General features: G+C 72.0%; 21 protein-coding genes. 8 read left to right on the forward strand and 13 right to left on the reverse strand.

Features of this window, described 5'->3' with window-relative positions; genetic code table 11:
* Nucleotides 1–71 precede the first annotated feature (71 nt).
* Nucleotides 72–1,241 (reverse strand): adenosine deaminase, encoded by a 1,170-nt coding sequence (locus ACYVOO_RS16355; RefSeq protein WP_461016367.1) that lies wholly within the window; start codon nucleotides 1,239–1,241, stop codon nucleotides 72–74.
* A 205-nt stretch (nucleotides 1,242–1,446) separates the two neighbouring features.
* Here ACYVOO_RS16355 and ACYVOO_RS16360 point away from each other — a divergent pair, with 205 nt between their 5' ends.
* On the forward strand, nucleotides 1,447–2,250 hold the full coding sequence (locus ACYVOO_RS16360) for an alpha/beta hydrolase (protein WP_461016368.1): 804 nt from the start codon (nucleotides 1,447–1,449) through the stop codon (nucleotides 2,248–2,250).
* A gap of 21 nt (nucleotides 2,251–2,271) precedes the next feature.
* Here the strand turns inward: ACYVOO_RS16360 and ACYVOO_RS16365 are convergent, their stop codons facing one another.
* On the reverse strand, nucleotides 2,272–3,222 hold the full coding sequence (locus tag ACYVOO_RS16365; RefSeq protein ID WP_461016369.1) for a class I SAM-dependent methyltransferase: 951 nt from the start codon (nucleotides 3,220–3,222) through the stop codon (nucleotides 2,272–2,274).
* A 101-nt stretch (nucleotides 3,223–3,323) separates the two neighbouring features.
* Between ACYVOO_RS16365 and ACYVOO_RS16370 the strand changes: the two genes are divergently transcribed.
* Complete coding sequence (locus ACYVOO_RS16370; protein ID WP_461016370.1) at nucleotides 3,324–3,956, forward strand: helix-turn-helix domain-containing protein; 633 nt, start codon at nucleotides 3,324–3,326, stop codon at nucleotides 3,954–3,956.
* Nucleotides 3,957–3,973: 17 nt separating this feature from the next.
* On the opposite strand, the gene ACYVOO_RS16375 is transcribed toward ACYVOO_RS16370, so the two are convergent.
* Nucleotides 3,974–4,915: a LysR family transcriptional regulator gene (locus ACYVOO_RS16375; protein ID WP_461016371.1), complete on the reverse strand. Its 942-nt coding sequence runs from the start codon at nucleotides 4,913–4,915 to the stop codon at nucleotides 3,974–3,976.
* Between the two features lie 92 nt (nucleotides 4,916–5,007).
* Here ACYVOO_RS16375 and ACYVOO_RS16380 point away from each other — a divergent pair, with 92 nt between their 5' ends.
* Nucleotides 5,008–6,330, forward strand: a complete 1,323-nt coding sequence (locus ACYVOO_RS16380) for an MFS transporter (protein ID WP_461016372.1) — start codon at nucleotides 5,008–5,010, stop codon at nucleotides 6,328–6,330.
* A 948-nt stretch (nucleotides 6,331–7,278) separates the two neighbouring features.
* Here the strand turns inward: ACYVOO_RS16380 and ACYVOO_RS16385 are convergent.
* On the reverse strand, nucleotides 7,279–7,719 hold the full coding sequence (locus ACYVOO_RS16385) for a MarR family winged helix-turn-helix transcriptional regulator (RefSeq protein WP_461016373.1): 441 nt from the start codon (nucleotides 7,717–7,719) through the stop codon (nucleotides 7,279–7,281).
* A gap of 57 nt (nucleotides 7,720–7,776) precedes the next feature.
* On the opposite strand from ACYVOO_RS16385, the gene ACYVOO_RS16390 reads away from it, so the two are divergent.
* From ACYVOO_RS16390 to ACYVOO_RS16400, 3 genes are read left to right on the forward strand one after another with little or no spacing between them, the layout of a single operon-like run.
* Nucleotides 7,777–8,355, forward strand: a complete 579-nt coding sequence (locus tag ACYVOO_RS16390) for a non-oxidative hydroxyarylic acid decarboxylases subunit B (RefSeq protein ID WP_461016374.1) — start codon at nucleotides 7,777–7,779, stop codon at nucleotides 8,353–8,355.
* Between the two features lie 49 nt (nucleotides 8,356–8,404).
* Entirely contained in the window at nucleotides 8,405–9,832 is a 1,428-nt protein-coding gene (locus ACYVOO_RS16395) for a non-oxidative hydroxyarylic acid decarboxylases subunit C (RefSeq protein ID WP_461016375.1), read from the forward strand.
* Nucleotides 9,833–9,881: 49 nt separating this feature from the next.
* Nucleotides 9,882–10,109, forward strand: a complete 228-nt coding sequence (locus ACYVOO_RS16400) for a non-oxidative hydroxyarylic acid decarboxylases subunit D (protein WP_461016376.1) — start codon at nucleotides 9,882–9,884, stop codon at nucleotides 10,107–10,109.
* A 33-nt stretch (nucleotides 10,110–10,142) separates the two neighbouring features.
* On the opposite strand, the gene ACYVOO_RS16405 is transcribed toward ACYVOO_RS16400, so the two are convergent.
* From ACYVOO_RS16405 to ACYVOO_RS16420, 4 genes are read right to left on the reverse strand one after another with little or no spacing between them, the layout of a single operon-like run.
* Nucleotides 10,143–10,832, reverse strand: a complete 690-nt coding sequence (locus tag ACYVOO_RS16405; protein ID WP_461016377.1) for a TauD/TfdA dioxygenase family protein — start codon at nucleotides 10,830–10,832, stop codon at nucleotides 10,143–10,145.
* 20 nt (nucleotides 10,833–10,852) lie between these two features.
* A complete protein-coding gene (locus tag ACYVOO_RS16410) occupies nucleotides 10,853–11,500 on the reverse strand; it encodes a LysE family translocator (protein ID WP_461016378.1) in 648 nt (215 codons plus the stop codon).
* 52 nt (nucleotides 11,501–11,552) lie between these two features.
* Nucleotides 11,553–13,013, reverse strand: coding sequence for a hypothetical protein (locus ACYVOO_RS16415; protein WP_461016379.1), 1,461 nt, complete (start codon nucleotides 13,011–13,013; stop codon nucleotides 11,553–11,555).
* Nucleotides 13,014–13,041: 28 nt separating this feature from the next.
* Nucleotides 13,042–13,806: a HalD/BesD family halogenase gene (locus tag ACYVOO_RS16420; RefSeq protein ID WP_461016380.1), complete on the reverse strand. Its 765-nt coding sequence runs from the start codon at nucleotides 13,804–13,806 to the stop codon at nucleotides 13,042–13,044.
* Between the two features lie 161 nt (nucleotides 13,807–13,967).
* Here ACYVOO_RS16420 and ACYVOO_RS16425 point away from each other — a divergent pair, with 161 nt between their 5' ends.
* Complete coding sequence (locus ACYVOO_RS16425; protein WP_461016381.1) at nucleotides 13,968–15,407, forward strand: aldehyde dehydrogenase family protein; 1,440 nt, start codon at nucleotides 13,968–13,970, stop codon at nucleotides 15,405–15,407.
* Nucleotides 15,404–16,741: an aminotransferase family protein gene (locus ACYVOO_RS16430; RefSeq protein ID WP_461016382.1), complete on the forward strand. Its 1,338-nt coding sequence runs from the start codon at nucleotides 15,404–15,406 to the stop codon at nucleotides 16,739–16,741. The genes ACYVOO_RS16425 and ACYVOO_RS16430 overlap by 4 nt, the downstream gene beginning before the upstream one ends.
* Here ACYVOO_RS16430 and ACYVOO_RS16435 read toward each other — a convergent pair.
* The 5 genes from ACYVOO_RS16435 to ACYVOO_RS16455 all read right to left on the reverse strand — a co-directional run bounded on the left by ACYVOO_RS16435 (nucleotide 16,647) and on the right by ACYVOO_RS16455 (nucleotide 22,812).
* Nucleotides 16,647–18,032, reverse strand: a complete 1,386-nt coding sequence (locus ACYVOO_RS16435; RefSeq protein ID WP_461016383.1) for a helix-turn-helix domain-containing protein — start codon at nucleotides 18,030–18,032, stop codon at nucleotides 16,647–16,649. The two genes, ACYVOO_RS16430 and ACYVOO_RS16435, sit on opposite strands and share 95 nt — an antisense overlap.
* A gap of 479 nt (nucleotides 18,033–18,511) precedes the next feature.
* Nucleotides 18,512–19,789, reverse strand: a complete 1,278-nt coding sequence (locus tag ACYVOO_RS16440; RefSeq protein ID WP_461016435.1) for a thymidine phosphorylase — start codon at nucleotides 19,787–19,789, stop codon at nucleotides 18,512–18,514.
* A 154-nt stretch (nucleotides 19,790–19,943) separates the two neighbouring features.
* Nucleotides 19,944–20,375, reverse strand: a complete 432-nt coding sequence (locus ACYVOO_RS16445) for a cytidine deaminase (protein WP_461016384.1) — start codon at nucleotides 20,373–20,375, stop codon at nucleotides 19,944–19,946.
* Nucleotides 20,372–21,706, reverse strand: coding sequence for an ABC transporter permease (locus ACYVOO_RS16450; protein WP_461016385.1), 1,335 nt, complete (start codon nucleotides 21,704–21,706; stop codon nucleotides 20,372–20,374). The genes ACYVOO_RS16445 and ACYVOO_RS16450 overlap by 4 nt, the downstream gene beginning before the upstream one ends.
* Nucleotides 21,703–22,812, reverse strand: a complete 1,110-nt coding sequence (locus tag ACYVOO_RS16455) for an ABC transporter permease (RefSeq protein ID WP_461016436.1) — start codon at nucleotides 22,810–22,812, stop codon at nucleotides 21,703–21,705. Before ACYVOO_RS16455 ends, ACYVOO_RS16450 begins: the two co-directional genes overlap by 4 nt.
* Nucleotide 22,813 lies beyond the last annotated feature (1 nt).

Consider the following 22,813-nt stretch of genomic DNA (forward strand, 5'->3'; position numbering starts at 1 on the left):
CGAAACGTCCGAGAGTCGGTGCCGGGACTCCCCCGGAGCACCACTCCCGGGCGTGTCCCGGCACCCCGGACTCAGCCCGGTTCGCCGGTGGAAGCGCTGGTCACAGCGGTGCCCGTGAGAGCGTCCTGGAAGAGCCACTCGGACTTCAGCTCGGCGTATCCCGGCTTGATGACCTCGTTGATCATGGCGAGACGTTCATCGAAAGGGATGAACGCGGACTTCATCGCGTTGACGGTGAACCACTGCATGTCGTCCAGCGTGTAGCGGAACGTCTCGACCAGGCGGGCGAACTCGCCGCTCATGCTCGTGCCGCTCATCAGCCGGTTGTCGGTGTTCACCGTCGCCCGGAAGTGCAGCCGGCGCAGCAGGCCGATGGGGTGCTCGGCGTACGAGGTGGCCGCGCCCGTCTGGAGGTTGGACGAGGGGCACAGCTCCAGCGGGACGCGCTTGTCCCGCACGTACGAGGCGAGCCTCCCGAGCTTCACCGTGCCGTCGTCGGCGACCTGGATGTCGTCGATGATGCGCACACCGTGGCCGAGGCGGTCGGCGCCGCACCACTGGAGCGCCTGCCAGATGGAGGGCAGGCCGAACGCCTCGCCCGCGTGGATCGTGAAGTGGTTGTTCTCGCGCTTGAGGTACTCGAAGGCGTCGAGGTGGCGGGTGGGAGGGTAGCCCGCCTCGGCGCCCGCGATGTCGAAGCCGACGACGCCCACGTCGCGGTAGCGGTTCGCCAGTTCGGCGATCTCCAGGGCGCGGGCCGCGTGGCGCATCGCGGTGAGCAGGGCGCCGACGCGGATGCGGTGGCCCGCGGCGCGGGCCCGGCGCTCGCCCTCGCGGAAGCCCTCGTTCACGGCCTCGACGACCTCTTCGAGGCCGAGGCCGCCTTCGAGGTGCTGCTCGGGCGCGTAGCGGACCTCCGCGTAGACGACGCCGTCGGCCGCCAGGTCCTCAGCGCACTCGGCGGCGACGCGGAACAGCGCGTCGCGGGTCTGCAGCACGGCGACGGTGTGGCTGAAGGTCTCCAGATACCGCTCCAGCGAACCGGAGTCGGCGGACTCGCGGAACCATGCCTCCAGGCGGTCGGCCTCGGACTCGGGCAGCGCGTCATAGCCCGTCTCGCGCGCGAGGTCCACGATGGTGGCGGGACGGAGGCCGCCGTCGAGGTGATCGTGCAGAAGAACCTTGGGAGCGCGTCGGATCTGCTCCTCGGTGGGGACGGTGTTGAGGGTCTGGCTCGTCATTTTCGTACTGTAGCTCCTACGCGCGTAGATGGCACTCGTCCGACGCGGACCGGACACGGATGGGCCGAGGATCGACCCTGGACCGGCCGGGGGCCGCCCGTCGCGGACCGGCCGGTGCGGGCGGGGAGTTCGGGCGGGGATTCGATACGTAATGGTGATCCCCTGGAACGATGCGTACACCCGCGCTTCTGCCATCGTTCTTGCCATGGCTCAGCAAGCGTTGCCGGACCGGGAGGCCCGGCTGGGAAGGGCGATGGGAGCGGCGGCGGGGGCCGCCGCGAACGCCGTGGTGCTCCTGCTGCCGGGGGGCGGGGTGGCGCGGAGCGTGCGGCGGCGCTCGCCCGTCGCGGCGGCGCAGGCGTTTCCGCTGGCGCGGCGGCTGGTGCGGGCCGCGCGCGAGGAGTCGCTCGTCGCGCACGTCGTCCACTACCGCTACCGCGGCTGGAACGGCGACGCGGCGCATCCCGCGCGGGACGCGGAGTGGGCGCTCGACGAGACGGTGCGGCGGTACGGGGACGTGCCCGTCTGCCTCGTCGGGGTGGACGTCGGCGCCCGTGCGGCACTGCGCGCCGCCGGGCATCCAGCCGTCACCTCGGTGCTCGCGCTGGGGACGTGGCTGCCAGGGCCCGGCGACGAGCCGGAGGGCGCGGGGGCCGGATCCGGGACCGGGTCCCGGCCGGAGCCCGAGCCCGTGAAGCAGTTGGCCGGGCGCAGTGTGCTGATGGTGCACGGCACGGATGACGTACGGACCGATCCGGAGCTGTCGTACCGGCTCGCCGAGCGGGCGAAGAAGATCAACGCTGACGTGTGCAGGTTCGAGGTCCACAGCGACGGGCACGGGCTGCGGCAGCACCACGCGGAAGTGGTCGCGCTGGCCCAGGACTTCGTCCTGGGCACGCTGTGCGGGCGCGACTTCGCGCGCCCCCTCACCGACGCGATGGCGGCGCCCCCGCCGCTGGGCCTGCGCATGCCCCTCGCCTCGGGGTTCGGGAAGTCGCTCAGGGCATAGCGCCTGGCGGCGGGGGCCGGGTTACGCGGTGCGGCGCGCCGTGTGGACCGTCGTCGCCGTCAGGTAGAAGGCGTCGGGGCGGTTCAGGATGCCCTCCGGGGAGTCGTCGTCCAGGAGGCGGTCCAGGACGGTCAGGTCGTCGGCCGCCAGCTCGTCCGTGAGGACGTCGCGCATGCGGGTGAGCTGGGCGTGGAGGTGGGCCCGTACGGGCGCGTCCACGGGCGCCGGGATGTCCGTCAGGAAGGAGCGGGTGCCCGACGGGGTCAGACCGGCGGCGGCGAGCAGCCCCGGCCAGTGCTCGACGGTCGCCTTGTGACCGGGCAGCGCGGTCCGCATGCGGACGAACCAGTCCTCGCGGGTCGCCTCGACCCGCGCCAGCAGGCCCGGACGCCCCATCCCGATGTCGCGGGGCAGGAAGCGCGCGTTCAGGCCGCTCTCGACGACGGCGAGCACCCCGCCGGGGCGCAGCAGGCGGCCCATCTCGCGCAGTGCCTCCTGCTGGTCGCCGAGGTGGTGGACGACGTGGCCCGTCCAGACCAGGTCGGCCTCGCCGAGCGAGCCGAGGTCGTCGGGCAGCTCGGCCTTGCGGGTGGTCACGCGGTCGCCGACGCCGAGTGCGTCGGCGCGGGCGCGGGCCCGCTCCAGCAGCTTCGGCGCGCCGTCGACGGCGACGGCCTCCGCCTCGGGGAAGGCCAGCGCGAGCTGGGACGTGGCCACGCCGGGGCCGCTGCCCACGTCGAGGACACGGGTGACGGCGACGGAGTCGCGCAGCAGGCCGCGCAGCCAGGCGGCGGCCTCGTCCAGGAAGGGGAGACCGATCTCGGCCTCGCGTTCGAGGTGATCGGCCATGGCCTCCCAGTCGATGTCCTCGTGGGAGTGGGAGTGGGAGTGGGTGTGATCGTGCGACTGGGAGTGGGAGTGGTCGTGCTGGTGGCCGGGCTGGTGGGTGTGGGTGTGCTGCTGCGCTGTCACGGGACCTCCTGGGTGGGGTGTCTGCCGCCGAACGTGCACCGCAAGTCCCAGAAGCGACAACTTTTGTTGCTGAACCCGGGAAAGCGAGGTGTGATGAGGGCATGGACGAGGACAGTCACAGCCACGATCACAGCCACAGCCACGACGCATCTCTGGCCGACGTGCTCAGCGAGGTCGGCCCCCGCCTCCGGCGCATCCGTACGCAGCGCGAGGTGACACTGACCGCACTCTCGGAGGTGACCGGAATCTCCAAGAGCACCCTCTCGCGGCTGGAGTCGGGGCAGCGGCGCCCGAGTCTCGAACTCCTGCTGCCCATCGCGCGGGCCCATCAGGTGCCCCTGGACGAGCTGATCGGCGCCCCCGAGGTCGGGGACCCTCGGGTGCGGATCGCGCCACGGCGGGTGCACGACATGACGGTGCTGCCGCTGACGCGCCAGCCCGGCGGGCTCCAGGCGTACAAGATGGTGATCCCCTCCAGGCGCAACGATCCGGAGCCGCGCACGCACGAGGGCTACGAGTGGCTCTACGTGCTCGCGGGCAAGCTCAGGCTCGTGCTTGCCGACCACGATCTGGTGCTGGGCCCCGGCGAGGCCGCCGAGTTCGACACCCGGCTGCCGCACTGGTTCGGCAGCGCGGACGACCAGCCGGTGGAGGTGCTGAGCCTCTTCGGCAGCCAGGGCGAGCGCATGCACGTACGCGCCAAGCCGCGCACGCGGGACGCCGGAGGCTCGTAGGGGCGTGCCGGGGGCCGTCAGCCCGAGAGGAGCTGTCCCCTGCGCGCCAGCAGGAACTTCTTGAACGCGGCGACGGGCGGGGTGTCCGGATGGCCCGCCAGCCAGGCGAGGCCGATCTCGCGCACCGCGCGGGGCGCGGTCACCGTCAGCTCGCGGACGCCCGGCCTGGTGATCACCGGTGGCGGCAGCAGCGCGACGCCCAGCCCTGCCGCCACCAGCCCGCGGGCCGTCTCCGCCTCCTCCCCCTCGAAGGCGATGCGCGGCGTGAAGCCCGCCTCAGCGCACAGGGTGTCGAGGATGCGGCGCATGCCGTAGCCGCGCTCCAGCGTCACGAAGGACTCGTCGGCCGCCTCTGCGAGACGGATGCGCTTGCGGGAGGCGAGCCGGTGGTCGTCGGGCACGACGAGGCTGAGCCGCTGCTCGTCGAGGCGGCGGGCGACCAGGTCCGGCGCGTCCGGGACCGGCGACGTCAGACAGAGGTCCAGGTCACCGGCGCGGAGGCGGTCGAGCATGGCCTCGCCGTAGTTCTGCACGAGCGAGAACCGCACGCGCGGGTGGTCGGCGCGGAAGGCGCGCAGCAGGCTCGGCACGGTCTCCCAGCCCAGCGTGTGCAGAAAGCCGAAGGCGACCTTGCCGGTGGCCGGGTCGGCGTCGGAGCGCACGGACTCGGCCGCCTGCTCGACGGCCGCCAGCGCGCGTTCGGCCGACGCGAGGAAGGTGCGGCCGGCGGGGGTGAGGGAGAGGGCGCGGCCGTGGCGCGCGAAGAGCGCGACCCCGAGATCCGCCTCCAGGCGTGTGACGGCGCGGCTCAACGTCGACTGGGGGACGCCGAGTTCGAGCGCCGCGCGGGTCACGTGCTCGTGGCGTGCGACGGCAGCGAACTGGGCCAGACGCGGGGTGAGCGAGGCGGCCCAGTCGGATGTGACGGAGCTGTCATTTACGTTGCGTCGCGGTGACACGGCCCCTCCTCATCTGCGGTAATGCACTGCTGGAACGATTATGGCCCCTCTGTGCATTGGACGCATCAAACACGTGATCGTAACTTCGAGGCATGCCTCCTGTTGATACCAAGGCGTCCACCACCGTGGGCGCCGTTGTTGACCCCTCTCCTTCTCTTCCTCCCGCCGACCCCGAGGCGACGAAGCTGAGCCCTGGTGATCCGGGCCACGGCCGGATGCGGCTCGCGCTCTTCGCGGCGGGACTCGCGACGTTCGCGCTGCTCTACTCGACGCAGGCACTGCTCCCCGAGATCTCCCACGACCTGGGTGCCACCCCCGACCAGGCGAGCTGGACCGTCTCGGGCGCGACGATCGGCCTCGCGGTGGCCGTACTGCCGCTGAGCGCCCTCTCCGAGCGCTTCGGGCGGCGCAGCATGCTCACCGCGTCCATGGCGGTGGCCGTCGCCCTCGCGCTCGTGATCCCGTTCGCGCCGAACCTGAGCACGCTGATCGCACTGCGCACACTCCAGGGCGCGGCGGTCGCGGGCGTCCCCGCGTCCGCGATGGCGTTCATGGCCGACGAGGTGCGGGCGCGGTATCTCGTCGGCGCGACGGGGCTGTTCGTCGCGGGCAACAGCGTCGGCGGCATGAGCGGCCGCATCCTCACCGGCTGGGTCACCGAGGCGTGGGGGTGGCGCGTGGGGCTCGCGGCGGTGGCCGTGACATCCCTGCTGTGCGCGGTCGCCTTCCGGCTGCTCGTGCCCAAGGCGCGGCACTTCAAGGCCCGTCCGGCGAGTGCGCGGGCGCTGGGGCGCACGGTGGCCATGCATCTGTCCGATCCGCTGCTGCGGAGGCTGTACGCGATCGGGCTGCTGTTCATGACCGTCTTCGGCGCGGTCTACACCGTGATCGGCTACCGCCTCGTCGCCGAGCCCTTCGGGCTCTCGCAGGGGCTGGTCGGCTCGATCTTCGTGATCTACCTGGTCGGTACGGTGGCCTCCGCGACGGCGGGCAGGCTGAACGCGCGCCTCGGGCGCCGCGGCACGCTCTATCTGGGCATCGGCACCGCGTCGGCTGGCCTGCTGCTGAGCCTGTCCGACAACATGGTCGCGGTCGTCCTGGGCCTCGTCCTGATCACGGCGGGCTTCTTCGCCGGGCACGCGGTGGCCTCGGGCTCGGTGAGCCACACCGCGAAGGAGGGCAAGGCGCAGGCGTCGGCGCTGTACCAAATGGCGTACTACATGGGGAGTTCCGTCGGCGGGGCGCTGGGCGCGGCGGCCTTCGCGGGCGGCGGTTGGGGGGCGACGGTCGCGATGGCCCTCGCCGCGATGGCCCTGGCGGGCGGCGTCACGTTGTACGCCACCCTTCGCGGGGGGCGGCAGGAAACGCAGGGTTCCCCCGTCGCGGGTCGCACCCCTTCACGGGGTGCGGGGTGAAGCCTTCACGGAGTGCTCCTCTCTCGTAGGGGTGCGCCTGGTGTGGGTGCCCCTTTGGGGGTTCGTTCGCGTGTGGCGGGCCGGTGGCACGGGTTGTGCCCACCCGTCCCGCCAGCGGGACGATTGCCCACAACATTTTTGTGCCGCTGCACGGGGCGCGGCGTTTTTCGGGTGCGGGCCGGTGGCTTCGGCGCGGCGTGTGGTTGCGGTGCGTTGCGGCTGGCGCCGCGTGGTTCTTGGTTTGTGCCGGTGGTCGTGTGGGGCCCGTGTGTGGTGGGGGTCGGTGCCGTGCCGGGGTGTCTCCTCGGGCGGCGACAAGTGCGGGTCGGCTTTTCGGCTGCCTGCACATACTCGTCGCCACCACTTGCGGGGGGTCGCGGCCAGCTTCCGGTCCGCTCCAACTGTTGTGGGCAAGCGTTCCGCATGGCGGAACGGGTGGGCACAACCCACCCACCGGCCCGCAGCCGCGAACGAAACCCCGAGGGGCACTCGGATAGGCGCCCCGCCGACAGGGGGAGTTGCGCGGGACCGGTCGCCCCGTGAAGCGGGGACCGGAGGTCCCGCGCCAGGGGCGGGAGCGGGCGTCAGCCGACCCGGAACCGGGCAGGGGGCCACCGGCGGGACGGGGACGGGGTGGGGTGTCCCCGCAGGTCGAGAAAGTCACCGGCGGAAAGCCGTAAACGAGACCTTCACGCCGAGGAGACACCCCACCCCGGCACCGGACACCCACCACCCACACACCCACAACCACGACCCGAGCCAAGAAACACGCGGCGCCAGCCGCAAAGCACCGATCCACACGCCGCGCCGAAGCCACCGGCCAGGCAGCCGAACACGGCGCCAAGCCACATGACGGCACCCCCGGACAGGGGCACAAAAATTGGCGCGGGACCCTACAGTGCGCACCACACAGGGCAACCCGTCCCGCGCAACACCCCCGTGAAGGGCCTACTCCGCGAGGTCGGTCAGGAGACGTTGCAGGGTGTGGCGGTCCGAAGGGGGCAGCGGCGAGAGCGTTTCCTCGTCGAGGGCCTCGACTCGGGGGGACAGGTCGCGGACCGTCCGCGCGCCCTCCGGGGTGAGCTTCAGGACACGGCGGCGCCGGTCCTCGGGTGCCACCGCGCGGACGACCAGCCCGCGCGCCTCCAGCCGGGGAATCAACTGGGCGAGGGTCGCCTTGTCCATGGCCACCCGCTCCCCCACCGCCGCCTGCGACAGCCCCGAGGGCGCGTCGGCAAGCGCCCGCACCACCCCGTACTGCGGCTTGGTCAGCTCAGGAACCCGCTCCTGCCAGAGCGAGGTATGAAGCTGCGTGATCCTGCGCATGCGCGCGAGCACATCGCGGTTCAGTTCGCCGGGGGCGCCGGGCGCCCGTTCTGCGTCCACCATGCGGGAATGGTAGTGTGTAAACAAATAGTTCGTACACAAACTATGAAGGAGTGCGGCATGCGGCTCATCGTGGGCATCACCGGAGCGACCGGAGCCGTCCTCGGTGTGCGGCTGCTGGAGCACCTCGCGCGCGACCCCGACGTCGAGACCCACCTCGTGCTCAGCCGCTGGGCCCGCACCACGATCGAGCTGGAGACCGGCCGCTCCGTCCGCGAGGTCGCCGCCCTCGCGGACGCCACGCACAGCCCGGAGAACCAGGGCGCGCCCATCTCGTCGGGTTCCTTCCGCACCGACGGCATGGTGATCTCGCCGTGCAGCATGAAGACCCTCGCCGGGATACGCGCTGGCTACGCCGACGGCCTCGTCGGACGGGCCGCGGACGTCGTGCTCAAGGAGCGCCGCCCGCTCGTGCTCGTGCCGCGCGAGACGCCGCTGAGCGAGATCCATCTGGAGAACATGCTCGCGCTCTCGCGGATGGGCGTGCGGATCGTGCCGCCGATGCCCGCCTTCTACAACCGTCCCGAATCCGTCGACGACATCGTCGACCACCTCACCACCCGGGTCCTCGACCAGTTCGGCCTGCCCGCGCCCGCGGCCCGCCGCTGGGAGGGGATGCGCGCCGCGCGCACCGCCTGAACCGCGTCGCACGACGCGCGCCACACCACTCGCAGAAAGGCGACACCCCATGGCCTACGACGACCTCCGCTCCTTCCTCCGCACCCTCGAAGGGGAAGGGCAGTTGCTGCGCGTCACCGAGGAGGTCGCGCCCGAGCCGGATCTCGCCGCCGCCGCGAACGCGGCGGGGCGGATCGGCGAGGGCGCCCCCGCGCTCTGGTTCGACAACGTCACCGGCTTCACGGACGCCCGTATCACCATGAACGTGCACGGTTCCTGGCGCAACCACGCGCTCGCGCTCGGCCTGCCCGTGGGGACCTCGGTCAAGGACCAGGTGGAGGAGTTCGCGCGGCGCTGGGACGACTTCCCCGTCGCGCCCGAGCGCCGTCCCGACGCACCGTGGGCCCAGAACACGCTCGACGGCGAGGACGTCGACCTCTTCAAGATCCTGCCCCTGTTCCGCCTCAACGACGGCGACGGCGGCTTCTATCTCGACAAGGCAGCCGTCGTCTCCCGCGACCCCGAGGACCCGGACGACTTCGGCAAGCAGAACGTCGGCACGTACCGGCTGGAGGTCAAGGGCCGCAACAAGCTGGGCATGCAGCCGGTGCCGATGCACGACGTGGCGCTGCATCTGCGCAAGGCGGAGGAGAAGGGCGAGGACCTGCCCATCGCCATCACGCTCGGGAACGAGCCGGTGATCTCCGTCGTCGCGGGCATGCCGATGGCGTACGACCAGAGCGAGTACGAGATGGCAGGCGCCCTGCGCGGCGCGCCCGAGCCCATCGCCACGGCGCCGCTGACCGGGTTCGACGTGCCGTGGGGCTCCGAGGTCGTGCTGGAGGGCGTCATCGAGGGCCGCAAGCGCGAGATCGAGGGGCCGTTCGGTGAGTTCACGGGGCACTACTCGGGCGGGCGGAACATGACGGTGGTGCGGATCGACAAGGTCTCGTACCGCACGAACCCGGTCTTCGAGTCCCTCTACATCGGCATGCCGTGGACCGAGGTCGACTACCTCATCGGGCCCAACACGTGCGTGCCGCTGCTCAAGCAGCTCCGCGCCGAATACCCCGAGGTGCAGGCGGTCAACGCCATGTACACGCACGGACTGCTGGTGATCATCTCGACGAAGAAGCGGTACGGCGGCTTCGCGAAGGCGGTCGGCATGCGGGCCATGACCACGCCGCACGGGCTCGGCTACGTCAAGACCGTGATCATGGTCGACGAGGACGTGGACCCCTTCAATCTGCCGCAGGTCATGTGGGCGCTGTCCGCGAAGGTCAACCCGGCCGGTGACCTCGTCAACATCCCCAACCTCTCGGTCCTCGAACTCGATCCCGCGTCCGAGCCCGCCGGTATCACCAACAAGCTGATCATCGACGCGACCACTCCCGTCGATCCGGACCGGCGCGGCAACTTCTCGACCCCGGCGAAGGACCTGCCGGAGACGAAGGAGTGGACGGCCAGGCTCCAGTCGATGCTGGCCGCCGCACGCTGATCCCCCTCCCCCGCCACCCCCGTCACGTCAACGGAAGGAAGACCCCGCCATGATGTGTGCCCGCTGCGGCCATGAAGCCCTCGACAAGCTCGCCGACTCGCCCGTGCCCGGCGTGTGGGAGGTGTTCCAGTGCCGCCAGTGCCTCTACACCTGGCGCACCACGGAACCGGCCCGCCGCGTGCTGCGGGACGCGTACCCGGAGGAGTTCAAGATGACCCCGGAGGACATCGCGAACGCCATCGAGGTGCCCACGGTGCCGCCGCTGCGCGCCGCCTGAGCCGTCGCGTCAGAACGTCGACGCGTCAACGCGTCAGCGCAGCCAGACGCGGCGCAACTGCCGTCTGCGGTCCTCGTAGCCGGTGCGCCCGTGCACCATGCGCAGGTTGTCCCAGAACAGCAGCGCGTTCGTCTCGTACGCGATCTCGACGTGGTGCCGCTGGAAGTAGTCGAGGAGGCGCCCCGTGACGTCGGTGAGGAACGCGTCGCCCTCGACGAAGTCCGGGCTGAAGCGGACCGTCGGACGAGCCGCGTCCCCCTCGTCCAGCACCGGGTGCAGGGCCGAGCGCTCGACGCTGGTGTCCTCGATGCCCGAGAGGAAGCGGTACCGGCGCTCGGCCAGTGTGCGCCGGTCCTCCTCGTCCAGCGTGTCCAGGAACGGGTACAGGTCGCAGAGCGTCGTGCGGCCCCCGCCGTCGGACGGCGGGAACAGGCACCAGAGCGCGAGGTGGCGCGGCGGCGCTCCGGTGAACTCGTAGCCATCGGTGTGCGGTTGCAGCGGGTTCGTGGTGAGCGAGTGGTTCAGGTGCTGGAACTCCTCCTCGGCCCGGATGAGGTAGTGCAGCTTCCCGTCGTACTGCGGCATCAGCTCGCCGTAGCGGCGGCAGAAGTCCGTGTGGTCGAAGCCGTCGGGGATCTCGTTCAGGTAGACGTACCCGTGCGTGTCCAGCAGCCGTCGGAAGGCCGTCTCCGAGTACCCGGGATAGGTGAGCGAACTGAGCATCACTGTCCCCTCTCTACTCTCTACGAACTCGTCGTCATGGCGAGGCGGAGGCCGAAGCCGAGGAGGACGAGACCGGAGAACTGCTCCAGTCGGCGGCGGACGGCCGGGCGCTCGTAGATCCACCTCATGCGCCGGAGCACGGCCATGAGGAACACGTACCAGACACTGCTCGTCGCAGCCCACACCAGCGCGTAGACCACTCCCACCCAGCCGGACCACTTTCCGGCCGAGACGAACTGGGGCAGCAGCGCCGCCGCGAAGATGACCACCTTGGGGTTGGTGAGGCAGGTCAGCAGACCGGCCTGGTAGGCGGCCTTGGGCGCTGCCGGACGGGGCGCCCCCGCTGCCCCGTCCGCGCCGTCCGGCCCCTGGGCACCCTCGGCGCCCGCCGTGCTCTCCGTGCCCTCCGCGCGCTCCTCCGCCTGACGCGCGCGCCGCGCGGCCAGCAGCGTCCGCGCGCCGAGGATCACCAGGACGGCCGCGCCGAGGACGCGGATCACCTGATGGCTCGCCTCGCTGGAGGCGATGACGGCCGTGAGTCCGAGGGCCGCCGAGACCACCCAGGCGATGAGCCCGCTGGCGATGCCGAGAATGGACAGGACCGCTATGCGACGGCCGCCGTAAAGAGTCTGCCGCATGACGAGCACGGACGCCGGGCCCGGCGACATGGCCAAGAGAAGGGTAGCCCCGGCGAATGCGGGAAGCCCTGCGTACACCTGATCACCTCACTTCGTTCGGGGCGGCATCCCGTAAGGAACTCTTCTTCCCCGAAGGAGATGACACGCCGTTTTCCGGATCCGCGGGTAATTCCCCGGGATCCGCTGGAACTGCGGACTCTGCGGGCTCCGCGGGCTCTGCCGGAAAGCAGAACCTCAGTATCTGGAAAGCGGAACGGAATTCCCGTACCCGCGCCGCGACCGCCTCCGGCTCTTCACCGGCCACCACGACCCGCGTGATCAGATCGGCGACGGTCTCCATCTCGGCCGGTCCCATGCCGAGTCTGGTGACCTCGACGGTGCCGATCCTGATGCCCTCGGACACCGGGTCCGGCACGTCCTCGGCCGCCGGCAGCAGCATCTTGTTCACCATGATCCCGGCGCGCTCCAGCGCCTGGCTGACGGCGACCCCGCCCCCGTGCGCGCGCACGTCCACCAGCACCTGGTGCGTCGCCGTGAACCCCCGGCGCTCCCCCACCACGGCGAAGCCGCGCGCGTGCAGCGCGGCGGCGAGCGCCCGCGCGTTGCGGACCACGGCCGCCATGTAGCCGACGCCGAACTCGCGCAGCTCGCACGCCGCGAGCGCGAGCGCCGCGACCCGGTTGAGCTGGTGCGATCCGGTGAGCACCGGGAAGATCGCGGAGACGATCGGGACGCTCAGTTCCTCGTCGTTCCACAGGATCATGCCGCTCTGCGGACCGCTGAAGGTCTTGCCGCCGGAGCCGGTGAGCACGTCGGCGCCCTCGGCCAGCGGGTCCGGGTACTGCCGCCCCGCGATGAGCCCGGCCTGGTGCGCCCCGTCGAAGTAGAGGCGCCCGCCCCACGGCTCGATGATCCGCTTCATCTCGCGCACCGGCAGCGGGAACAGCGCCGTGGTCTGGTTGAGCGACACCACGCGCGGGCGCCGCGCCTCGGCCTCCCTGCGGAAGGCATCCAGGTCGACGGTGAGTTCGACGGGGTCGAAGGGGATCGACGAGACGGTGAGGCCACGCGCCCCGCCCGGCCCTTCGTCGTGGCCGCTGGAGTCGCCCCCGGCCGCCAGGGACAGGCTCATCAGGTGGTCGCCCGGCTCGGCCAGCGCGGTGAAGGCCACCATGCAGCCCGCCATGCCGCCCATCAGCCGCTGGTCGGCGAAGCCGGAGCCGAAGAGGTCCTTCAGCAACTCGACGCAGAGCGCTTCGAGCTGGTCGATGTAGACCATGCCGGGGAAGCAGCGCGAGAGCGCCCCGATGTGGCCGCCGGAGGCCCGGGTGCCGACCTCGGCCGACAGCAGCGCGCGCACCCCCGGGCTCGTGGGCGACTCGGCGGCGATGAGATTGAGGCATTCGGCGCCGCGCCAGCGCGCGTTGTCGGCGACCAGCGCGCGTACGCGCGCGGCCAGTTCCTCGTTCGTGGCTCCGGCGACCAGCCGTCCGGCGTCGGCGAGCGTCGCCGGATCGTGCTGGTCGCCGAGGGTGAACGTCACCTTTGGTCCCCCGTCGGTCGCGCCACCGTCAGTCCTGCACCGCGCTCGCCGCCTGGGCCTCGCTGTTCTCCCACCAGCGGTCGTCGCCCTTGGGGGCGCCGCGCAAGTCCCGCTCGCCCGCCCAGGTGAGGTTGAGGATGATGCGCCGCGCGTCCTCGTTGAGGGGCACCGTGCGGTGCAGCGTCGTGTCGGTGCGCAGGAAATAGAAGTCACCGGGCACGAAGCCGTACGTCGTGATCGGGTTGGCGCAGAGGTATTCGTGGATGCGGGGGTTCGACTTGTCCCACTTCGTGTGCGGTACGCACTGGAGCATGCCGCCGACCTCCAGCGGCGGGGTGTCGATGAGCCCGATCAGCGCGAAGCTGAAGTCGCCCCAGTGCCAGCCGTGGGTGTCGCCCTTCTTCTCCTGACGGGTGATCAGGAACTCCTCGTCGGCCGCGGGGCAGGCGTACAGCTTCTCGCCCGCGATCCGCTCCAGCGCCGCGATCAGGGGCTGCGAGCGGTAGAGGCGGTTGATCAGCTCGCCCTGTGCCGCGATGAACTCGCTGCGCACCACGCTCATGAAGCGCGGGGTGTTGCCCGTCGTCTCCAGCAGGAGATCACGGCGCTCGGCGTTCTTCTCCAGCAGGAGAAGAACCTCCTCCCGTACGCTCTCACGGATCTCATCGGGGTATATTTCGCGCACCTTGATGAAGCCGTCGCGCTGAAATCTTCCGGAGAGATCGAAGAGCACGGAAGGGGTCAGCCACGATTCGATGTGCTGCTCAATACGTGCGTCGAGGTCACCCTCCACAATCCGCTCCTCTCAGGGTTTCACGGATGTCGGATCGATTAGATCCCACCCGTCAACACGCGCGCAAGTTCCACTGGTTGGAGATTATTCAAATCGCGATACGGAATCTTTGTATTTCCTCCAATGGGCCATCCCCGATATCGCGGCTAGCATGTGGATTTATGATCGAGCACGCACAGTTGGTCGGCGGGAAATGGTTACCGGCCGCCGACGGCGGACGCACGGCCGTACTGAACCCGGCCGACGGCAGCACCCTCGGCACCGTCCCCCTCGCGCGGAGCGACGATGTGGCGGCGGCCGTCGAGGCGGCCACCCGCGCGGCGCGCGACTGGGCGCGGACGCCGCCGGGAGAGCGCGCCGCTGCCCTGCTGGCGCTGGCCGACGCGGTGGACGGCGACCGCGAGACGCTGGGCAGGATCGAGTCGTGGAACGTCGGCAAGCCGCTCGCCGCCGCCGAGGGCGAGGCCGTCCGCAGCGCCGACAGACTGCGCTTCTTCGCGGGCGCCGCACGCGCGCTGCACGGGCTGCCGACGGCCGAGTACGCCCGGGGCACGACGTCGTTCGTACGGCGCGAACCGCTGGGCGTCGCCGGGCTGATCACGCCCTGGAACTATCCGCTGCACATGGCCGCGTGGAAGCTCGGCCCCGCGCTCGCAGCGGGCAACACCTGCGTGCTCAAGCCCTCCGAGCTGACGCCGCTGAGCACGCTGCGGCTGGCCCGCCTCGCCGAGGGCCTGCTGCCGCCGGGCGTGCTGAACGTCGTGTGCGGGGACGGCGAGACGGGCGCCGCGCTGGCCGCGCACCCCGGTGTGGCCGTCGTGGCGGTGACAGGGGAGGTGTCCACGGGCCGGGCGGTGGCGCACGCGGCGGCCGAGACCGTGCGCCGCACCCACCTCGAACTGGGCGGCAAGGCGCCGGCCGTCGTCCTCGCGGACGCCTCCCCCGCGCGCGTCGCCGCCGGGCTGCGCGCGGGCGCCTTCTGGAACGGCGGCCAGGACTGCACGGCCGCTGCCCGCGTCATCGCCGAGGCCCCGGTCTTCGAGGCCGTCACCGAGGCGCTGGTCGAGATGGCGCGCGGCATCAGGCTCGGTGACCCGGCCGACCCGTCGACGGAGATGGGCCCGCTCGTCAGCGCGGAGCACCGGGAGCGGGTGCGGGGCTTCGTGGAGCGCGCCCGCGAGCGCGGGGCACGCGTCCTGACGGGCGGCGGCGACGCGGGCCTCGGCCCGGCCTACTGCGAGCCCACCGTCCTGACCGGCGTGGAGCAGCACGACGAGATCGTGCAGCGCGAGGTGTTCGGGCCCGTGCTCACCGTGCAGCGCGCCACGGACCCCGGGGAGGCGCTGCGGCTCGCCAACGACGTGCCGTACGGGCTGGCCGCCTCCGTGTGGACCGACCACCTGGGCCGGGCGCTGGACCTCGCGCGCGAGCTGGACTTCGGCACCGTCTGGCTCAACGAGCACGGGCCCATCACCTCGGAGATGCCCTTCGGCGGCTTCGGCGGCTCCGGGCACGGGACGGATCTGTCCGTCCAGGCACTCGACGGGTACACCCGTCTCAAGCACGTCATGGCCGCACTGCCGGACGGGGGAACCCTGTGAACACCGCGAACGGTACGAACAGCGCGAACAGTGTGAACGCGCTGTGGCACAACCACGCGCACATGCCCACCATGCCCGGCAGGGAGCACCGCATCGTGCGCGGCGCGGGCGCCTACGTCTACGACGACGCGGGCCGCGAACTGCTCGACGTACCGGCCGGGCTGTGGTTCGCGAACGTCGGGCACGGCCGCGCCGAGATCGCCGACGCCGTGCACAGGCAACTGAGCGAGCTGGCGACGTATCCGGTGTTCGGTGACTTCTGCAATCCGCGCGCCGAGGAGCTGGCCGACCGGATCGCGGGCCTCGTGCCGGTCGAGGACGCGAAGGTGTTCTTCACCAGCGGCGGTTCGGAGGCGCTGGAGGCCGCCGTCAAACTCGTGCGGCGCTACTGGCAGTTGACGGGCGAGCCCGCGCGCCAGACTGTCATCACCCGCGAGGGCGGCTATCACGGGCTGCACGGTTTCGGCACGAGCATCGTCGGCGTCCCCGCCTTCCGCGAGGGCTTCGGCGCCCTGCTGCCCGGCGCGCTGACCGTGCCCGCGATGGATCTGGCGGCGCTGGAGGCGGCCATCCTGGCGCACGGCCCCGACCGGATCGCGGCGTTCCTGTGCGAACCGGTGATCGCCGGGGGCGCGGGCGTGGTGCCGCCTGCCGACGGCTATCTGACGGGCGCTCAGGAGCTGTGCCGTGAGCACGGCATCGTCTTCATGCTCGACGAGGTGGTCACCGGGTTCGGCAGGGCGGGCAGCATGTTCGCCGCCGAGCGCTACGGGCTGCGCCCCGACATCATGCTGCTGGCCAAGGGGCTCACCTCGGGCTATCTGCCGCTGGGGGCCGCCGTCGCGGGCGGCCGGGTCGCGGAGGCGTTCTGGGCCCCGGGCTCGCCGCACGTCTTCCAGCACGGCCTGACCTACTCGGGGCACGCCTCCGCGTGCGCCGCCGCGCTCGCCAACCTGGACATCCTGGAGCGCGAGGACCTGGTGGGCCGCGTCCGCTCCCGCGAGGGGCGGCTGCTGGAGGCGCTGCTGCCGCTGCGCGAGCACCCCCTCGTCGCGGATGTGCGCGGCGGCACCGGGCTCATGGCGGCCGTGGCGCTGCGCGGGCACGACGTCGCGGAGGAGGTGGCCCACGCCGTGGTGAACGAGGGCATGCTGATGCGGGTGACGGGCGGCGACGCGCTCCAGATCTCGCCCCCGTTCGTCATCGGCGACGAGGACATCGACCGCATTCCGGTGGCGATCAGCGCCGCGCTGTCGCGTGTATCAGGCCGACGGTCTCGGGCGGCAGCCCCATCGTCGCGGGAAACGCCAGCACTGTCAGATACAGCGCCGTGAGCACCGGCATCTCGGACAGGCTGTGCTGGGTGATCTGCTCGACCCTGGAGAGCCGGTAGCGCACGGTGTTGGGGTGGATGTGCAGCGAGCTGGCCACCCGTCGCACGTCGCAGTCGTGGACGAGCCAGGCGGCGAGGGTGCTCGACAGCGTCGGGTGCTCGCGCAGCCTGACGAAGGACGCCGGTATCCGCCTGCTGAGCGCCGCGCGGTGCGCCGCGTCGGCCAGCCACATGGGCAGCGTGAACTCGGCGGCCGACAGCTCGCTGCCCGGCGGGGCCGCGTGGTGGCGCAACTGCCGCAGGGCCGCGAGCGCGTCGGCGGTCGCGGCGTCGAGGTCGTCGTCGTCCGCGAGGGTCTCGGAGACGCCGAGGTGGACGGGGCGCTCCAGGGCCAGCAGCGACAGGGCCACTTTCCGCCATACGCGCTCGGGCGCCACCACCAGCACGGCGCCGTAGGTACGGGCCACGGGCAGCGGCGTACCGCTCTCCGCCAGGCGCTCGCGCACCTGCTCGGGCAGCCCCTCCGCACCGTCGAGCGCCGCCACGGCGACGACGCGTGAACCGCCGGGCGGCGGGGGCGCGGCCGGGCGGGGTGGCCGGTGCGGTGACTGATGGGGCGACTGGTGGGCCGGGGGCGGGTGACCCGCGAGGCGGTCGAGGTGCCGGGACACGCGGTGCGAGAGCGCCTCCAGCAGCAGCGGGATCGCGGCGGCGTCCTCGGCCAGCAGCCGCTGCGGCTCATGGTCGAAGGGCCGCCCCGTCCCGCGCGCGGACGACGGCGCGGGCGACGGCGCGTACGGACGCGGCACGGCGGGCGTGGACGCGGCGGGGTGCGCGGGGGCGCCGCCGTCCGGGGCCTCCCTGGAGGTGGCGTTCCCGAGGAGGCGGTCGGCGGCCTCGGGGCCGAGGTGGGCGCCGCCGTCCAGCACGGTCCGGGTGGCCTTGCGGACCGACTCGGCCGACGTGCCAGGGGAGAGGAACCCGCGTGCTCCGGCGCGCACGGCGTCGAGCAGCAGCTCCGTGTCGTCGCACGCGGCGATCAGCACCAGCGCGGGAGGAGGGCCTGACGGGTTGTCCGCCAGGCCGCGTAATAAAGCGACATCACGGACCGCGAGGAGGTCCGTTCTGACGATCGCGACATCGGGGCGCCACTCGCGGGCCGTTCGCCACGCCGTGAGCGAGTCGTGCGCGATACGGACCTCGTCGTCGGCGTCGTCGGCCGGATACGGAGGCCAGGCCGGACGGCCAGGGGCGAAGCCGTTCCGTTCGATGACGAGTACGCGGTTTCCCATGAGCGAACCAGACCCCCGTGACGGCCGAGAGCGACCCCCGGCGGGACGGAGCACGCGCCCGTCCCGTCAACGTGAACCGGTTGCCGGGCCGTGGCAGAGCGTGACGGACGCCCTTGGCGGGTGGCACAGAGGGCTCACGCCCAAGCACTACCACCCGCAGCGCCGCGCAAACCGCGATGGCGGCCCGCACAGTGGGCGCGGAGCGCCTTCCCGGCGGAATGGCTTGTATCGCACCCGGCCCCGCCCGCGAACGGCCGGGAAACGGTCCGGGAACGCCCCCGACCGCTCCTCCCGGCCCGAACGCCGGACCCGGCCACCGCGCTGCCCACCCGTCGCGCGGGCAACGCCTCGCGGCAAGCACCCCGCGCCGCCGCGAACGGGACGCGAACGGCGCGGGCCCGCCCCCGCACGGGTGGCGCCCCGCGAGCGCCGCACCCCGCGTGACCGCGCCCCGTGACCCGTGCGCGGGCGCGCTCCCGTCAGCCCACCCGCTCCAGCACGATCGGCGGCGCCTCGAAGTCCACCGCGCCCGTGGCGATCTCGGTCGCGTCCGCCAGCGCCGCCTCCGCGTACGGGAACTTCTCCGGGGTGTCCGTGTGCAGGGTCAGCAGCGGCTGTCCCGCCACCACCCTGTCCCCCGGCCTGGCGTGCAGCTCCACGCCCGCGCCCGCCTGCACGGGGTCCTCCTTGCGGGCGCGTCCCGCGCCGAGGCGCCAGGCGGCCAGGCCGACCGCGTACGCGTCGAGCCGCGTCAGCGTCCCGGACGAGGGCGCGGTCACCACCTGGCGCTCGCGGGCCTCGGGGAGCGGCGCGTCCGGGTCGCCGCCCTGCGCGGTGATCATGCGTCGCCAGTGGTCCATCGCGGTGCCGTCGGCGAGCGCCTTCTCCGGGTCGGCGTCCGGCAGCCCGGCGGCCGTCAGCATCTCGCGGGCCAGCGCGAGGGTCAGCTCGACCACGTCGGCCGGGCCGCCCCCGGCCAGCACCTCGACCGACTCGCGGACTTCGAGCGCGTTCCCTGCCGTGCGGCCCAGCGGGGTGGCCATACCGGTCAGCAGGGCCGTCGTCCGTACGCCGTGGTCGTTGCCCAGCTCGACCATGGTGGCGGCGAGTTCGCGCGCGTCGTCCAGGTTCTTCATGAACGCGCCCGAGCCGACCTTGACGTCCAGGACGAGCGAACCCGTCCCCTCGGCGATCTTCTTGCTCATGATGGAGCTGGCGATGAGCGGAATGGACTCGACGGTGCCGGTGACGTCGCGCAGCGCGTACAGCTTCTTGTCGGCCGGTGCCAGCCCGTCGCCCGCCGCGCAGATGACGGCGCCGACGTCGTCGAGGATGCCGAGCAGTTCGGGGTTGGTGAGGGTGGCCCGCCAGCCGGGGATGGCCTCCAGCTTGTCGAGGGTGCCGCCGGTGTGACCGAGGCCGCGCCCAGACAACTGCGGCACGGCCGCTCCGCAGGCGGCGACGAGCGGGGCCAGCGGGAGGGTGATCTTGTCGCCGACGCCGCCCGTCGAGTGCTTGTCGGCCGTGGGCCTGGCCAGCGAGGAGAAGTCCATCCGCTCGCCGGAGGCGATCATCGCGCCGGTCCAGCGCGCGATCTCGGCGCGGGACATCCCGTTCAGGAGGACGGCCATGGCCAGCGCCGACATCTGCTCGTCGGCGACCTCGCCACGCGTGTAGGCGTCGATGACCCAGTCGATCTGCTCGGGGGTCAGGGTGCCTCGGTCACGCTTCGTGCGGATGACGGAGATGGCGTCCATGGCCATGGGGCGGGGTTCTCCTCGGTTCTCGACGGTACGGCGATGTGTGCGGCGGTACGGGGTTCTCGACGGTACGGGGCCCCGGCTGGACGCAGGGCACCCGCTCGACGGGACCGGCGCACCGGCCCCGTCGGCCCATCGGCCCGTCGGCCGTTCAGCGGGACAGGTCCGACGGGCCGAACGCGTCGGGCAGCAGCTCGGCCAGCGTGCGGATGCCCGACGCCGTGTCCATCAGCAGCTCAGGGCCGCCGTGCTCCCACAGGAGCTGGCGGCACCGGCCGCAGGGCATCAGGATGTCGCCGTTGCGGTCAGCGCAGGTGAAGGCGGTCAGGCGGCCACCGCCGCTGTCCGCCAGCGCGGAGACCAGGCCGCACTCGGCGCAGAGCGCCACGCCGTAGGAGGCGTTCTCGACGTTGCAGCCCGTCAGCAGGCGCCCGTCGTCGGCGAGTCCCGCGACGCCCACGGGAAAGCGCGAGTAGGGGGCGTAGGCCCGGGACATCGCGTCCCGGGCCGCCCGCCTGAGCGCTTCCCAGTCGACGTCGGCCGCCGCCGCGCGGACGCCGTCGGGCCGCTGCGCCCGCGTCATGTGCCCTGGCCTCTGCGGTACGGCTTGCCGACGGCCTTCGGCGCCCGCAGCCGCTGGGCGGCCAGCGAGAGCACCAGCAGGGTGGTGACGTACGGGGTCATCTCCACGAACTCCAGCGGGACGGTGTCCGTCGAGAAGTACCACACGAGCAGCCCGACGGCGACGACCACGCTGACGAGCGCCTGCACGCGCGCCGCGCGCGTACCCGCACGCAGCTTCCACACCGCCACCCCGACCAGCAGCACCGCCACCAGCAGCAGGAGCGCGTGCACGGTCGGGCCGCCCGCGCGCAGCTGGAGCGCGTCCATGAAGCCGAACAGGCCCGCGCCCATGGCGACGCCGCCGGGGCGCCAGTTGCCGAAGATCATGGTGGCGAGGCCGATGTAGCCGCGTCCGCCGGTCTGCTGGTCCTGGTAGATGTGCACGCCGATGGCGAGGAACGCGCCGCCGAGCCCCGCCAGCGCGCCCGAGACGACGACGGCCGCGTACTTGTACGTGTAGACGTTGACGCCCAGCGTCTCCGCCGCCACCGGGCTCTCGCCGCAGGAGCGCAGCCGCAGCCCGAAGGGCGAGCGCCACAGCAGGAAGAAGCTGGCGGCGAAGATGACGACGGCGAGCACCGTCAGCCAGGAGACCTCGTCCACGAAGGCGCCCAGGATGCCCGCGAGGTCGGAGACCAGGAACCAGTGGTGCTTCTCGATGCTCTGGAGCCCGTCGGCGAGCCCCGGCACGGTGAAGGTGGGCATGTCGTCCATGGGCGGCGACTGCTTGTCGTTGCCGCCCGCCTCGGCCGCCGCGCTGCCCTCGGCCCCGAACCAGAGCTTGGCGAGGTACTGCACGACGCCCAGCGCGAGGATGTTGATGGCGACACCGGAGACGATGTGGTCGACGCCGAAGGTGACGGTGGCCACCGCGTGCAGGAGGCCGCCGAGCGCGCCGCCGATGATGCCCGCGAGCGCCGCGGCCCACGGCCCGTACTGCCAGCCCACCCAGCCCGCCGCGAACGCGCCGAGCATCATCATGCCTTCGAGGCCGATGTTGATGACGCCCGCGCGTTCCGCCCACAGGCCGCCGAGGCCCGCGAGGCCGATGGGGACGGCGGCGGCGAGCGCGCTGCTGTACTGGCCGGAGGCGGTGAGCTGGTTGGCGTCCGTCACGACGCGCAGCAGGGAGAGCAGGACGAGCGCTCCCGCGATGATCAGCAGGACGACGGGGTACGAGAGCTTACGGCGCACGCGCTCGGCCACCGCCCCGGCACCCTTGCCGTCGCCGTTCCCATTGCCGTTGCCGTCGCCCTTGCTGCCTGGCCTGGCGGCGATGTTCGTGCTCACGCGGACACCTCCGCCTTGTCGTCGGACGTACGGGCCTGCGCCGCCAGCTCCTCGCCGACCTTGCGCTGCTGTGTCCGCAGCCCGTAGCGGCGGACCAGCTCGTAGGCGATGACGACGCACAGGACGATGACGCCCTGCATGACGCCGACGACCTCCTGCGCGTACCCCTCGAACTCCAACTGTGTGCCGGTCCGTTCGAGGAAGCCCCACAGCAGGGCGCCCAGGGCCATGCCGATGGGGTGGTTGCGGCCCAGCAGCGCGAGGGCGATGCCGGTGAAGCCGATGCCCGCGGGGAAGTCGGTGCCGTAGTTGTGGGAGACGTTCAGCAGCGTCGACATGCCCACCAGGCCCGCGACGGCGCCCGACAGCAGCATCGAGACGAGCACCGTGCGCCGGACGCTGACGCCGCTCGCCGACGCCGCGGACTGCGAGCGGCCCACCGCGCGCAGGTCGAAGCCGAAGCGGGTGCGGCCCAGCACGAACCAGTAGGCCACGCCGACGAGGACGGCGAGGACGATCGTGCCGTAGATCGGCTTGGGCTCGGTCGGGATGGTGAAGAACCGGCTGGCCTCGGGGAGGTTGGGCGTGTGGAAGAGGTTGCCGTCCTTCTCCGCGAGCCTGCCCTCCTGGAGGAAGTAGCCGATCGCGGAGGCCGCGATCGAGTTGAGCATGATCGTGGTGATGACCTCACTGACGCCCCGCGTGGTCTTCAGCAGACCCGCGATGCCGGACCAGAGGGCGCCCACCAGCATCGCGACGACGATGACGAGCGGGATCTGGATGATGCCGGGCAGCGTGAGCGCCCCGCCGACGACGGCCGCGACGAACGCCGCGACGCGGTACTGGCCGTCGACGCCGATGTTGAACAGGTTCATCCGGAACCCGACGGCGACCGCGACCGCTGCCAGGTAGTACGGGATCGCCTCGTTGATGATCCAGACCTGGCTGTCGCTCTTGGAGCCGAAGTCGAGCATCACAGCGAAGGCGTGCAGCGGGTCCTTGCCTGTGACGCCGATCACCGCCGAGGTGATCACGAGCGCGGCGACGACCGCGAGGAGCGGCGCGGCGACGGCCAGGATCACCTTGTCCTTGTCGAACCTCTTCACC

This window comes from Streptomyces daliensis, assembly GCF_054782395.1.

Excerpts from the sequence above, each read along its gene's own strand:
- ACYVOO_RS16355 (WP_461016367.1), bottom strand. The coding sequence starts at position 1,241 with ATGACGAGCCAGACCCTCAACACCGTCCCCACCGAGGAGCAGATCCGA.
- ACYVOO_RS16360 (WP_461016368.1), top strand. The coding sequence starts at position 1,447 with ATGGCTCAGCAAGCGTTGCCGGACCGGGAGGCCCGGCTGGGAAGGGCG.
- ACYVOO_RS16370 (WP_461016370.1), top strand. The coding sequence starts at position 3,324 with ATGGACGAGGACAGTCACAGCCACGATCACAGCCACAGCCACGACGCA.
- ACYVOO_RS16380 (WP_461016372.1), top strand. The coding sequence starts at position 5,008 with ATGCCTCCTGTTGATACCAAGGCGTCCACCACCGTGGGCGCCGTTGTT.
- ACYVOO_RS16385 (WP_461016373.1), bottom strand. The coding sequence starts at position 7,719 with ATGGTGGACGCAGAACGGGCGCCCGGCGCCCCCGGCGAACTGAACCGC.
- ACYVOO_RS16390 (WP_461016374.1), top strand. The coding sequence starts at position 7,777 with ATGCGGCTCATCGTGGGCATCACCGGAGCGACCGGAGCCGTCCTCGGT.
- ACYVOO_RS16395 (WP_461016375.1), top strand. The coding sequence starts at position 8,405 with ATGGCCTACGACGACCTCCGCTCCTTCCTCCGCACCCTCGAAGGGGAA.
- ACYVOO_RS16400 (WP_461016376.1), top strand. The coding sequence starts at position 9,882 with ATGATGTGTGCCCGCTGCGGCCATGAAGCCCTCGACAAGCTCGCCGAC.
- ACYVOO_RS16405 (WP_461016377.1), bottom strand. The coding sequence starts at position 10,832 with ATGCTCAGTTCGCTCACCTATCCCGGGTACTCGGAGACGGCCTTCCGA.
- ACYVOO_RS16410 (WP_461016378.1), bottom strand. The coding sequence starts at position 11,500 with ATGTCGCCGGGCCCGGCGTCCGTGCTCGTCATGCGGCAGACTCTTTAC.
- ACYVOO_RS16425 (WP_461016381.1), top strand. The coding sequence starts at position 13,968 with ATGATCGAGCACGCACAGTTGGTCGGCGGGAAATGGTTACCGGCCGCC.
- ACYVOO_RS16435 (WP_461016383.1), bottom strand. The coding sequence starts at position 18,032 with ATGGGAAACCGCGTACTCGTCATCGAACGGAACGGCTTCGCCCCTGGC.
- ACYVOO_RS16440 (WP_461016435.1), bottom strand. The coding sequence starts at position 19,789 with ATGGACGCCATCTCCGTCATCCGCACGAAGCGTGACCGAGGCACCCTG.
- ACYVOO_RS16445 (WP_461016384.1), bottom strand. The coding sequence starts at position 20,375 with ATGACGCGGGCGCAGCGGCCCGACGGCGTCCGCGCGGCGGCGGCCGAC.